At 70.0% G+C, this 12,473-nt stretch carries 10 protein-coding genes and 1 riboswitch; all 10 genes read left to right on the forward strand.

Annotated elements, in window-relative coordinates:
• Positions 1–32 precede the first annotated feature (32 nt).
• Positions 33–1,013 (forward strand): nucleoside triphosphate pyrophosphohydrolase, encoded by a 981-nt coding sequence (locus IM697_RS05470; protein ID WP_194045264.1) that lies wholly within the window; start codon positions 33–35, stop codon positions 1,011–1,013.
• A gap of 237 nt (positions 1,014–1,250) precedes the next feature.
• On the forward strand, positions 1,251–2,576 hold the full coding sequence (locus tag IM697_RS05475; protein WP_228044513.1) for a cytochrome P450 family protein: 1,326 nt from the start codon (positions 1,251–1,253) through the stop codon (positions 2,574–2,576).
• A 166-nt stretch (positions 2,577–2,742) separates the two neighbouring features.
• The gene (locus tag IM697_RS05480; RefSeq protein WP_194045265.1) at positions 2,743–3,768 is read left to right on the forward strand and encodes a LysM peptidoglycan-binding domain-containing protein; all 1,026 of its coding nucleotides are present in this window, start codon (positions 2,743–2,745) and stop codon (positions 3,766–3,768) included.
• Between the two features lie 208 nt (positions 3,769–3,976).
• Positions 3,977–4,169: riboswitch (cyclic di-AMP (ydaO/yuaA leader) on the forward strand.
• Between the two features lie 4 nt (positions 4,170–4,173).
• Complete coding sequence (locus tag IM697_RS05485) at positions 4,174–4,854, forward strand: LysM peptidoglycan-binding domain-containing protein (protein WP_194045266.1); 681 nt, start codon at positions 4,174–4,176, stop codon at positions 4,852–4,854.
• 343 nt (positions 4,855–5,197) lie between these two features.
• The gene (eno, locus tag IM697_RS05490; protein ID WP_194045268.1) at positions 5,198–6,478 is read left to right on the forward strand and encodes a phosphopyruvate hydratase; all 1,281 of its coding nucleotides are present in this window, start codon (positions 5,198–5,200) and stop codon (positions 6,476–6,478) included.
• A 95-nt stretch (positions 6,479–6,573) separates the two neighbouring features.
• Positions 6,574–7,050, forward strand: coding sequence for an FtsB family cell division protein (locus IM697_RS05495; RefSeq protein ID WP_194045270.1), 477 nt, complete (start codon positions 6,574–6,576; stop codon positions 7,048–7,050).
• Positions 7,051–7,083: 33 nt separating this feature from the next.
• Positions 7,084–7,611 (forward strand): DUF501 domain-containing protein, encoded by a 528-nt coding sequence (locus tag IM697_RS05500; protein ID WP_194045272.1) that lies wholly within the window; start codon positions 7,084–7,086, stop codon positions 7,609–7,611.
• Between the two features lie 57 nt (positions 7,612–7,668).
• Positions 7,669–8,643: a Ppx/GppA phosphatase family protein gene (locus IM697_RS05505; protein ID WP_194045274.1), complete on the forward strand. Its 975-nt coding sequence runs from the start codon at positions 7,669–7,671 to the stop codon at positions 8,641–8,643.
• A 927-nt stretch (positions 8,644–9,570) separates the two neighbouring features.
• Positions 9,571–10,950 carry an NAD(P)/FAD-dependent oxidoreductase gene (locus IM697_RS05510; protein ID WP_194045275.1) on the forward strand — a complete coding sequence of 460 codons (1,380 nt, stop codon included), beginning with the start codon at positions 9,571–9,573 and terminating at the stop codon, positions 10,948–10,950.
• 189 nt (positions 10,951–11,139) lie between these two features.
• Entirely contained in the window at positions 11,140–12,435 is a 1,296-nt protein-coding gene (locus IM697_RS05515) for an SAM-dependent methyltransferase (protein WP_194045276.1), read from the forward strand.
• The last annotated feature ends 38 nt before the right edge of the window (positions 12,436–12,473 follow it).

Below are 12,473 nucleotides of genomic sequence, written 5' to 3' on the forward strand. Positions count from 1 at the left end.
GGGTCGTCGGTCGCTTGGGTTACGTTCGGATCGTGAACGCAACCAGTCCCGAAGCCGCCGCCCCCGGGCGCATCGTCCTGCTCACCACCAGCCACCGTGTCGCCCCCGGCCTGCTGTCCTGGCCCGCATGGCAGGCCCTGCGCTCCGCCGACCGCGTGCTGTGCGCGGACGGCGCCCATCCGCAGCTGCCGTATCTGCGCGAGGCCGGGACAGCGGTCGACGAGGCGGCCCCGACCGCGCAGGAGCTGATCGACGCCTGCGCCGGCGGCCGCACGGTCGTGGTCGTGGCGACCGGCGAGGGCGAGCCCGCGCTCACCGACGGCCTCGCCCGCCTCGCGGGCACCGGCCGCATCCCCATGCCGGACCTGGAACTGCTGCCCGCCTCCTACGACCTGCCCGGCGCCCGCCTCCTCGACCTCGTCCAGGTCATGGACCGCATCCGCGCCGAGTGCCCGTGGTCCTCCCAGCAGACCCACAAGGGCCTGGCGAAGTACGGCATCGAGGAGGCCTACGAACTCGTCGAGGCGATCGAGGACGGCGACCGCGACGAGCTCCGCGAGGAACTGGGCGACGTCCTCCTCCAGGTCGTCTTCCACTCCCGCATAGCCGAGGAGGACCCGGACGCCCCCTTCTCCATCGACGACGTGGCCGGCGGCATCGTCACCAAGCTCATCCACCGCCACCCCCATGTCTTCGGCGACGAGACGGCGGCGACGCCGGAGGAGGTCAAGGAGCACTGGCTGCGCACCAAGGCGGTGGAGAAGCAGCGGGAGTCGGTGACGGAGGGCATCCCGCTCGGCCAGCCCGGCCTCGCCCTCGCGGCGAAGCTGGCGTCCCGGGTCCGCACGGCGGGCCTGGAGGTGCCCCTGCCGACGGGTGAGGGCCTCGGCTACGAGCTGCTCGCGATGGCGGTCCGCGCGGAGGCGGCCGGGGTCGACCCGGAGGCGGCGCTACGGGTCGCGGCACGGGCGTACCGGGACGCGGTACGCGCCGCCGAAGGGCTCGACGCCTAACACCGACTCCGTGCCCGGCGCCCGGCATCGACTCCGTGTCCGGCGTCTGGCACCGGCTGAGTGTCCGGCGCCCGGTATCGGTTCCGTGTCCGGCGTCTGGCACCGGCTGAGTGTCCGGCGCCCGGCACCGGCTCCGTGTCCGGCGCCTGGCATCGGCTCATTGCCCGGTGCCCGGCACCGGCTCGGTGCCGCCACCGCGCACGGCGTGCGGCACCGCCCGCCCGCTACCGTCAAGGAGTGACCAACCAGCCCCACCCCCCGACTCCCCACCCCCCGACTCCCCACCCCCAGACCCCGCACCCCCAGACCCCGCACCCCGCAACCCCCGACCTCTTCACCTGGGAGTTCGCCGCCAACCCCTACCCCGCCTACGCCTGGCTGCGCGAGCACGCCCCGGTGCACCGGACGCGGCTGCCCAGCGGGGTGGAGGCCTGGCTGGTCACCCGGTACGCCGACGCCAAGCAGACCCTCGCCGACAACCGGCTCTCCAAGAACCCGGCCCACCACGACGAGCCCGCGCACGCCAAGGGCAAGACCGGTATCCCCGGGGAGCGCAAGGCCGAGCTGATGACGCATCTGCTCAACATCGACCCGCCGGACCACACCAGGCTCCGCCGGCTCGTCTCCAAGGCCTTCACGCCCCGCAGGGTCGCCGAGTTCGCCCCACGGGTGCAGGAGCTGACCGATCGGCTCATCGACGGGTTCGCGGAGAAGGGGAGCGCGGACCTGATCCATGAGTTCGCCTTCCCGCTCCCCATCTACGCCATCTGCGACCTGCTCGGCGTCCCCCGCGAGGACCAGGACGACTTCCGGGACTGGGCGGGCATGATGATCCGGCACCAGGGCGGCCCGCGGGGCGGGGTCGCGCGGTCGGTGAAGAAGATGCGCGGGTATCTGGCCGACCTCATCCACCGCAAGCGCGAGGCCCTCCCCGACACCCCCCACCCCGGCGAGGACCTCATCTCCGGGCTCATCCGCGCCTCCGACCACGGTGAGCACCTCACCGAGAACGAGGCCGCGGCCATGGCCTTCATCCTGCTGTTCGCCGGTTTCGAGACCACGGTCAACCTGATCGGCAACGGCACCTACGCCCTGCTCACCCACCCCGAGCAGCGCACCCGTCTGCAGACCTCCCTCGCCGCCCACGACACCGCCCTCCTCGAGACCGGAGTGGAGGAACTCCTGCGCTACGACGGCCCCGTGGAGCTCGCCACCTGGCGGTTCGCCACCGAACCGCTCACCATCGGCGGGCAGGACATCGCAGCGGGCGACCCGGTCCTCGTCGTCCTGGCCGCCGCCGACCGTGACCCGGAGCGGTTCGCCGACCCCGACGTCCTCGACCTCGGCCGCCGCGACAACCAGCACCTCGGCTACGGCCACGGCATCCACTACTGTCTGGGCGCCCCGCTCGCCCGACTGGAGGGCCAGACCGCCCTCGCCACACTCCTGACCCGGCTGCCGGATCTGCGACTCGCGGTGGATCCAGCCGAGTTGCGCTGGCGCGGCGGGCTCATCATGCGCGGACTGCGTACGCTTCCGGTGGAGTTCACCCCAGTTGGGTGAGTGCGTCCACCCCGGCGAACATGACACGCACTCATGTCTGTGATCTTCACGTGATCTGCGCGGCATTAACTTGTGACAAGTGATCGTCTGCCTATACGTTCACGGATCAACGACGGCGCCAGGTTTCACGCGCCGCGGTCACAGCTGTCTCGTGAAAGGTCCCCGCATGCTCTCCGGGAACGGTCGTCACCGTCGCCCCCGTCAGGCTCCGGCTCTTCTCGTCGCGGCCGGAGTGACCGGGTCCGCAATCGCCATCCCGCTGCTCGGCGCCACGGGCGCGAGCGCCGCCGAAGCCACCGTGTGGGACAAGGTGGCCGACTGCGAGAGCGGCGGCTCCTGGAGCGCCGACGACGGCAACGGACAGTACGGCGGGCTCCAGTTGACCCAGGAGGACTGGGAGAAGTACGGCGGCCTCGACTACGCCGCCAGCCCCGATCTGGCCAGCCGCTCCCAGCAGATAGCCGTGGCCCAGGAGATCCTCGCGGACCAGGGCACCGCCCCCTGGGGCACCTGTGCGGTGCTCAACGGGCTCACCAAGAAGTCCGGGGCGATCGACCTCGACACCGGTGTGGCGGAGGACTCACCCTCCGAGGTGTCCGGATCATCCGGCTTGCTTGATTCGTCCAGGTCGTCAGGCTCGTCCAACTCTTCGGATTCATCCGGTTCGTCGAGCGAATCCGACTCCTCCGATGCGTCCACCCCATCCGACGACCCCTTGAGCTCGCCGAGCGGCACGCCTGACGATTCATCCGAATCGCCCGAGAATTCCACACCTTCTCCGTCTCGGGATGACAAATCCTCGAAGTCCGACAAGTCGCCCGAATCAACCCCTTCGCAGTCGCCGGACAGCTCTCCCGTGGAGGCGTCCGAGGACGACAATCAGGACAACCCGGGGCAGGACGCGGGCTCCTGGGGTCTCGTCGACACCGGGGCGGTCGACGCTCCGGCGGCCGGCTCCGGTCGCCATCGTGGACCCAGCGCCGACGAGGGCAAGGCCGACGACGCGGCCACCAAGTCCTCCGGCCGCCATGCCTCGTATCAGGTCCGCTCGGGCGACACTCTCGCCTCGATCGCCGACTCCCTTGACCTCGACGGCGGATGGCGCGCGCTGTACAAGGCGAACGAGAACGCCATCGGGTCCGACGCGAACCACATCTTCCCCGGTCAGACCCTGGACGTCCCCGTCGAATAACGGTCGAACAGGGCGAAAGGCGGCGGCAGTTGGCGTCATGTTTCGCGGCTAATGTCCGCTTTGAAAGCAGTGAGAGATAGATCTCAGAAGCCCTGATCGTCTTTGTAATTCCGCGAATCGCGTGTCTACGGTCGTGATCGCTCGCCACCAGAGCGAGCCCCGACAGCCGTCACGCCGAATCCTGCCGGCGGCCGTACGGGAACAGTCGTCGCGTAAAGCGCCGTAGGCAGGAGCGGGGGACCCAAGGTTTGCGCCGGGTCCGGCAGTTGAGGCCCTTCGGGGCCGCACGGCCGGAATCGGCTTGGGGTGAAGTCGCGCACTGGACACCAGCGGTGCGCGGCCGGGCAACTCAACCGGCCCGAACCCGACAGCTCACCTCGCAGGCGTCGGTGAGGGGATCTCTCCATGCTGTTTTCCAGCAAGGGCAAGCACCGTCGTCCGTCCAAGGCCGCTCGCGCCATCGCCGTCGTCGGCGTCACCGGTGCCGCCGCCGTCGCCGCCCCGCTGATGGCGGCCGGCAGCGCCTCCGCCGCCACCGCGTCCGAGTGGGATGCCGTCGCCCAGTGCGAGTCCGGCGGCAACTGGTCGATCAACACCGGCAACGGCTACTACGGCGGTCTGCAGTTCTCCGCCTCCACCTGGGCCGCGTACGGCGGCACGGCGTACGCCTCCACCGCGGACCAGGCCACCAAGGCCCAGCAGATCGAGATAGCCGAGAAGGTCCTCGCCGGCCAGGGCAAGGGTGCCTGGCCGCACTGCGGCACCGGCCTGTCCAGCGCCGCCTACAGCGGCTCTTCGGCGAGCGGCTCCTCGCAGAGCACCGAGCGCTCCACCGAGCAGCAGTCGGCCTCCCGCTCCACGGACCGCCCGGCCGCCAAGAAGAGCACCAAGACCGTCACCACCCCGACCGGCAAGAAGGTCAAGAAGGGCGACGGCGAGTACAAGGTCGTCAAGGGCGACACCCTCAGCTCGATCGCCGAGGAGCGCGACGTCAAGGGCGGCTGGGAGAAGCTCTTCCAGCTGAACAAGGACATCGTCGAGGACGCGGACCTGATCTACCCGGGTCAGCAGCTGCACCTGAAGTAAGAGGAAGGTGCGGGGGGCGGGCCGGCGGCGGCGGAAACACGCGGCCGACAGGTGAACCACAGCGCCTTCACATCCGTGGACCTCATAGTGAAGGTGTCGTGAGGGTCACCCCCCGTCCCTCACGAACTCCCCGCCCCGGTGCGTCTTCCCCCGTACGCGCCGGGGCGGGGCTTTTTTGTGCCCGCATCGCGGGCGGTGTTTTTGTTCCGTTCGGAAACAATTTACTCTCGATTCTGTCCACGGGGCGGTCGACCACTGGTCTGACGCCCGGAGCCGGTTAGGCTCGTCTCGCAGTACGCACCGCGCACTGCGTACCCGCGTCACATCCCAGAAGGAGATGCTCGTGCCGTCCATCGACGTCGTCGTAGCCCGGGAAATCCTGGACTCCCGAGGCAACCCCACGGTCGAGGTCGAGGTCGGCCTCGACGACGGCAGCACGGGTCGTGCCGCCGTTCCGTCCGGCGCCTCGACGGGCGCCTTCGAGGCCATCGAGCTCCGCGACGGTGACCCCAACCGCTACCAGGGCAAGGGCGTCGAGAAGGCCGTCCTCGCCGTCATCGAGCAGATCGGCCCGGAGCTGGTCGGCTACGACGCCACCGAGCAGCGCCTGATCGACCAGGCGATGTTCGACCTGGACGCCACCGACAACAAGGGCTCCCTCGGCGCCAACGCCATCCTCGGCGTCTCCCTCGCCGTCGCCCACGCCGCCTCCGAGGCGTCCGACCTGCCGCTCTTCCGCTACCTGGGCGGCCCGAACGCGCACCTGCTGCCGGTGCCGATGATGAACATCCTGAACGGCGGCTCGCACGCCGACTCCAACGTGGACATCCAGGAGTTCATGATCGCCCCGATCGGCGCGGAGTCCTTCTCCGAGGCGCTGCGCTGGGGCACCGAGGTCTACCACACCCTCAAGAAGGTGCTGAAGAGCAAGGGCCTGGCCACCGGCCTCGGCGACGAGGGCGGCTTCGCCCCGAACCTCGGCTCCAACCGTGAGGCCCTCGACCTCATCCTCGAGGCCATCAAGGAAGCCGGCTACACCCCCGGCGAGCAGATCGCCCTCGCGCTCGACGTCGCCGCGTCCGAGTTCTACAAGGACGGCTCCTACGCCTTCGAGGGCAAGGACCGCTCGGCCGCCGAGATGACGGAGTACTACGCGGAGCTGGTCGAGGCCTATCCGCTGGTCTCCATCGAGGACCCGCTGTTCGAGGACGACTGGGCCGGCTGGAAGACCATCACCGAGAAGCTCGGCGACAAGGTCCAGCTCGTCGGCGACGACCTGTTCGTCACCAACCCGGAGCGCCTGGCCCGCGGCATCGAGGAGAACTCCGCGAACGCCCTGCTGGTCAAGGTCAACCAGATCGGCTCGCTGACCGAGACCCTGGACGCCGTCGAGCTGGCCCAGCGCAACGGCTTCAAGTGCATGATGTCCCACCGCTCCGGCGAGACCGAGGACGTCACCATCGCCGACCTGGCCGTCGCCACCAACTGCGGCCAGATCAAGACCGGCGCCCCGGCCCGCTCCGAGCGCGTCGCCAAGTACAACCAGCTGCTGCGCATCGAGGAGATCCTCGACGACGCGGCGGTGTACGCCGGCCGTAGCGCGTTCCCGCGCTTCAAGGGCTGAGACAGGCCTTAGAGCAGCGTCGTACGTACGTCCCCGTACTCGGTCCCGTACCGTGTGCGGGGACGTACGCACGTGAAAGGGGAGGCGCAGAGCCGATGGCCGTCAAGGACCGGGACCGTTTCTCCACCGCGACCAGGATCCGGCTGCTCGGCGAGCAGACGGCGGCCCGTGTCTACCGTTCCCAGACCAAGCGGCAGGCCAGGCGCTCCCGGCTCACTGGCCGCGCCGCGCTGCTCGCGCTGGTGGTCTGCTCCCTCGTCGTGGCGCTGGCCTACCCGATGAGGCAGTACGTCTCCCAGCGCGCCGAGATCGCCGACATGCAGCGGGAGCGGGAGGAGGCCGCCCGGCGCGTCGAGCAGCTGCGCGACCTCAAGGCGCGCTGGCAGGACGACGCGTACGCCGAGCAGCAGATCCGGCAGCGGCTGCACTATGTGATGCCCGGGGAGACCGGTTTCATCGTGGTCGACCCGGACGCGGCGAAGAAGTCGCGGACCGACCAGAGCGAGGCGGACCGGCCCTGGTACGCGAACATCTGGGACGGGGTCGACAAGGCCGACGCCGCCGACCAGTGAGAACCGAACGAAGAGAACGACGGAAAGACAGGCATGCAATCGCCCCCGCCGCCCACCCCGCGCACCGAGCCCACCGACGCGGACGTCGAGGCGTTCAAGCAGCAGCTCGGCCGTCCCCCGCGCGGGCTGCGCGCCATCGCGCACCGGTGCCCGTGCGGGCAGCCGGACGTGGTCGAGACGGCGCCCCGGCTGCCCGACGGCACGCCCTTCCCGACGCTGTACTACCTGACGTGCCCCAAGGCGTCGTCGGCGATCGGGACGCTGGAGGCGAACGGGGTGATGAAGGAGATGACGGCGCGGCTGGAGAGCGATCCGGAGCTGGCGGCGGCGTATCGCTCCGCGCATGAGGACTACATCCGGCGGCGGGACGAGATCGAGGAGCTGACCGGGTTTCCGAGCGCGGGCGGCATGCCGGATCGGGTGAAGTGCCTGCATGTGCTGGTGGCGCACTCGTTGGCCGCCGGGCCGGGGGTGAATCCGCTGGGGGACGAGGCCATCGCGATGCTGCCGGAGTGGTGGCTGAAGGGGCCGTGTGTGGTGCCGACCGAGATCGGCCCCTGAAGGGCCTCGTCCTCAAACACAGCTCGAAGACAGTCCCGCACATCGGAAGGGCACCCCATGACCCGCGTCGCCGCCATCGACTGCGGTACGAACTCCATCCGGCTCCTCGTCGCCGATGTCGACCCGGTCACGGGCGAACTCGTCGATCTGGACCGGCGTATGACCATCGTGCGGCTCGGCCAGGGCGTCGACCGTACGGGGCGGCTCGCCCCTCAGGCGCTGGAGCGGACCTTCGCCGCGTGCCGTGACTACGCGGCGATCATCAAGGAGCACGGCGCCGAACGGCTGCGCTTCGTCGCGACGTCCGCCTCCCGGGACGCCGAGAACCGGGACGACTTCGTGCGCGGCGTCATGGAGATCCTGGGCGTCGAGCCCGAGGTGATCACCGGCGATCAGGAGGCCGAGTTCTCCTTCACGGGAGCCACCAGGGAACTGACGGGGCGTGCGGACCTGCACCGGCCCTACCTCGTCGTGGACATCGGCGGCGGGTCGACGGAGTTCGTCGTCGGCGAGGAGCATGTGCGGGCGGCGCGCTCCGTGGACGTCGGGTGTGTGCGGATGACCGAGCGGCATCTCGTGCGGGACGGCGCGGTTTCCGACCCGCCCTCCGAGGAACAGATCGCGGCCATACGGGAAGACGTCGAGGCCGCCCTGGATCTCGCCGAGGAGAGTGTGCCGTTGCGCGAGGCCCGGACGCTGGTGGGGCTCGCCGGTTCCGTCACCACGGTGTCGGCGATCGCCCAGGACCTGCCCGAGTACGACTCGACGCGCATCCACCACTCCCGGGTCACCCTCGGCCGGGTCCGCGAGATCACCGACCGGCTGCTGCACTCCACCCACGCCGAGCGTGCGGCCGTGCCCTCCATGCACCCGGGGCGGGTCGACGTCATCGGGGCCGGCGCTCTGGTGCTGCTCGCCGTCATGGAGCGGATCGGCGCCGAGGAGGTCGTGGTCAGCGAGCACGACATCCTCGACGGCATCGCCTTCAAGGTGGCGGAGGACGCGCAGGCGGCCAAGCGCGACAGTCGCTGAATCCGCCCTGATTCCGTCCTGACACCGCCTTGATCCCAACCCTGTGACGCGGAACGGCCCCGGACCTCATGGGAGGAACCGGGGCCGTCGTGCCTGCCCGTGCGGGCCGGCCGTCAGTTGCAGAGGAGGACGAGGAGGCCGCTACACCCTCCGTCGTGGTGGCCGTGACCATGACCGTGGCCATGGCCATGGCCGTGTCCGTGGTCGCCGTGGCTCGGACTCGCCTGGGCGATCGCGGCCTTGGCGGCGACTTGGTGGGCGGGTGCGGCCGCGGCGGACGCGGCCGTGGCCGCACCCGTCGCCAGGGCGATGCCCAGGGCAACGCCGACCGAGACTATTCGCTTGGTGGCCCGCGCGGGGGCCTTCTGTGAGGTGATCATGGCTGCACGTTATGTGCCCTTCCGATCATTTTCGCGCGGAGTGTGGCTACTGGGTGACGGTGACTCAGGTCGCGCCCGCGGGGTGGTTCGCGTCTCGTTTTGCTACTTGTCGGTAGCCATCGGCTGAGCGCTGCGGTTAGCGTGTGAGCGCCTTTCAGGGGGTCTTTCGGGCCCCTCGGGGCGGCCTCGCGGGTGGCCGCCGGAGAAAGTTCGTGAAGTTCTTCACAAGGAAATCGGCCCTGCGGGAGCACTGATCGGTGCCGGTTGACCCTTCCGAGGGGCGAACGGCCCCTTGAACATGTTCAGATGGCCGGCGTATGGGGGCTTCGGGGCGCTCTCGGCGAAGGGTGTTCCGGTCCGCTCACAGGGGGTGCGGAGAGCCAGAGAGGCAGCTCACGCGGCATTGACAACGGGTCGAACCGTGCGCCGGTTCCCTGACGTGACCATGAGCTGCGTCACGCGGGCCGGGGAGTGTAGCACAGGCCATGGAAGAGCTTGTGAAGGGGCGCACGAGCGACCCCCCTGAGGCAGGTGGATACTCGATGGCATGAGCACCACGGAGCGTCCCAGGATCCTCGTAGTAGGCGGTGGGTACGTAGGCCTGTACGCAGCTCGGCGCATTCTCAAGAAGATGCGCTACGGAGAGGCGACCGTCACGGTCGTCGACCCCCGGTCGTACATGACCTACCAGCCCTTCCTCCCCGAAACCGCCGCCGGCAGCATCTCCCCGCGCCACGTCGTCGTCCCGCTGCGACGCGTGCTGCCCAAGGCGGAGGTCCTCACCGGCCGGGTCACCACCATCGACCAGGACCGCAAGGTCGCCTCGATCGCCCCGCTGGTCGGCGAGGCGTACGAGCTGCCCTTCGACTACCTGGTGATCGCGCTCGGCGCGGTCTCCCGCACCTTCCCGATCCCCGGCCTCGCCGAGCAGGGCATCGGCATGAAGGGCATCGAGGAGGCCATCGGCCTGCGCAACCACGTCCTCGAGCAGCTCGACAAGGCCGACTCCACCACCGACGAGGAGATCCGCCGCAAGGCGCTCACCTTCGTCTTCATCGGCGGCGGCTTCGCCGGTGCCGAGACCATCGGTGAGGTCGAGGACATGGCCCGCGACGCGGCCAAGTACTACACCAGCGTCTCCCGCGAGGACATGCGGTTCATCCTCGTCGACGCCGCCGACAAGATCCTGCCCGAGGTCGGCCCCAAGCTCGGCCAGTACGGCAAGGAGCACCTGGAGGCCCGCGGGGTCGAGGTCTACCTCTCCACCTCCATGGACTCCTGCGTCGACGGCCACGTGATGCTGAAGAACGGACTCGAGGTCGACTCCAACACCATCGTGTGGACGGCCGGCGTCAAGCCCAACCCGGCCCTCGGCCGCTACGGTCTGCCCCTCGGCCCCCGTGGTCACGTCGACTGCGAGCCCACGCTCCAGGTCAAGGGCACCGACTACATCTGGGCCGCCGGCGACAACGCCCAGGTCCCGGACCTCGTCGGCCGCAAGGCGGGCAACGAGAACGCCTGGTGCCCGCCGAACGCCCAGCACGCGCTGCGTCAGGCCCGCGTCCTCGGCGACAACGTGATCTCCGGTATGCGGGGCTTCCCGCAGAAGGACTACTCGCACGCCAACAAGGGCGCGGTGGCCGGACTCGGCCTCCACAAGGGCGTGGCGATGATCGTCATGGGCAAGATGAAGATCAAGCTCAAGGGCCGTCTCGCCTGGTACATGCACCGTGGCTACCACGGCATGGCGATGCCGACCTGGAACCGCAAGATCCGCGTCTTCGCCGACTGGACGCTCGGCATGTTCCTCAAGCGCGAGGTCGTGGCGCTCGGCGCGCTGGAGACTCCGCGCGAGGAGTTCTACGAGGCGGCGAAGCCCGTGCCTGCGGCGCCCAAGCCGGAGAAGACCAAGGCCAAGGCCTCCTGACCGGCTCCGGTCGCTGAACCAACGAAGGACCTTCCGCCATCCGTGGTGCGGGAGGTCCTTCGGCGTTCCTGGGGCCTGTGCCCCCAGCTTTTGCCTGGCTGTAACGCGCATGGGGGACTGCGCACAAGCCCCTCAGGTGTTTACGTGGTGTTGGACTTTCCGGGTTCACCTGTCACGGAGGTGTGCGCCATGGCCGACGCCGCGCTGCGGCTGAAGAGCCTCGTCGAACAGTTGCTGGGAGTACCGCTCCCGGTGCGCATCCGCGCCTGGGACGGTTCGCAGGCGGGTCCGCCGGACGCGCCTGCCCTCGTCGTACGCAACCGCCGCGCCGTGCGGCGGCTGTTGTGGAAGCCGGGCGAACTGGGGCTGGCCCGTGGCTGGGTGGCCGGGGACCTCGATGTCGAGGGGGACCTCTACACCGCCCTCGATCTGATGGCCGGGCTGGTGTGGGAGCGGGGGGAGGACGCCCGGAGCCTGGCTCAGGCGCTGCGGGACCCCGAGGTGCGCGCCGCGGTGCGCGGCCTGGTCAAGATGGGCGGACTGCCGCTGCCGCCCGCGCCGCCCCCCGAGGAGGTGCGCCGGCACGGCCATCTGCACACCAAGCGCACCGACAGACGCGCCATCAGCCACCACTACGACGTAGGCAACGACTTCTACGAGATCGTCCTCGGCCCGTCCATGGTGTACTCCTGCGCCTACTGGTCGGCCCCGCCCCCGGACGGCACCCTCGAAGCCGCCCAGCGCGACAAGCTCGACCTCATCTGCCGCAAGCTCGATCTGAGGCCCGGCCAGCGGCTGCTCGACGTCGGCTGCGGCTGGGGCTCCCTGGCCGTGCACGCCGCCCGCGAGTACGGCGTGAGCGTCGTCGGCGTCACCCTCTCCCAGGAGCAGGCGGCGTACGCCCGCAAGCGCGTCGCCGGCGAGGGGCTCACCGACAAGGTGGAGATCCGCGTCCAGGACTACCGGGACGTCGACGACGGGCCGTACGACGCCATCTCCTCCATCGGCATGGCCGAACACGTCGGCGCCGAGCGGTACCTGGAGTACGCCGACGTACTGCACCGGCTGCTCAAGCCCGGCGGGCGGCTGCTCAACCACCAGATCGGGCGGCGGCCGCAGCGCGACGAGTCGACGTACCGCGTCGACGATTTCATCGACGCCTATGTCTTCCCCGACGGCGAGCTCCAGCCCGTCGGCGTCACCGTCACCCAGCTCGAACGCGCCGGGTTCGAGGTGCGCGACGTCGAGTCGATCCGGGAGCACTACGCGCTGACCCTGCGCCGCTGGGTGGCCAACCTGGAGGCCGACTGGGCCCGCGCGGCCGAGCTCACCGGCGCCGGCCGGGCCCGCGTCTGGCGGCTGTACATGGCCGCCTCCGCGGTGTCCTTCGAGCGCAACCGCATCGGGGTCAACCAGGTGCTGGCGGTGCGGACGCCCGACTCCGGTGACGCGGCGATGCCGCTGCGCTCCCGCACCTGGGGCTGAGACGCCAGGGGCCCCGCTCCCTTCCGGGAACGGGGCCC

The sequence above is a fragment of the Streptomyces ferrugineus genome (genome assembly GCF_015160855.1).
Classification (GTDB): Bacteria; Actinomycetota; Actinomycetes; order Streptomycetales; family Streptomycetaceae; genus Streptomyces; species Streptomyces ferrugineus.

Excerpts from the sequence above, each read along its gene's own strand:
- IM697_RS05480 (WP_194045265.1), top strand. The coding sequence starts at position 2,743 with ATGCTCTCCGGGAACGGTCGTCACCGTCGCCCCCGTCAGGCTCCGGCT.
- IM697_RS05485 (WP_194045266.1), top strand. The coding sequence starts at position 4,174 with ATGCTGTTTTCCAGCAAGGGCAAGCACCGTCGTCCGTCCAAGGCCGCT.
- IM697_RS05495 (WP_194045270.1), top strand. The coding sequence starts at position 6,574 with ATGGCCGTCAAGGACCGGGACCGTTTCTCCACCGCGACCAGGATCCGG.
- IM697_RS05500 (WP_194045272.1), top strand. The coding sequence starts at position 7,084 with ATGCAATCGCCCCCGCCGCCCACCCCGCGCACCGAGCCCACCGACGCG.
- IM697_RS05505 (WP_194045274.1), top strand. The coding sequence starts at position 7,669 with ATGACCCGCGTCGCCGCCATCGACTGCGGTACGAACTCCATCCGGCTC.
- IM697_RS05510 (WP_194045275.1), top strand. The coding sequence starts at position 9,571 with ATGAGCACCACGGAGCGTCCCAGGATCCTCGTAGTAGGCGGTGGGTAC.
- IM697_RS05515 (WP_194045276.1), top strand. The coding sequence starts at position 11,140 with ATGGCCGACGCCGCGCTGCGGCTGAAGAGCCTCGTCGAACAGTTGCTG.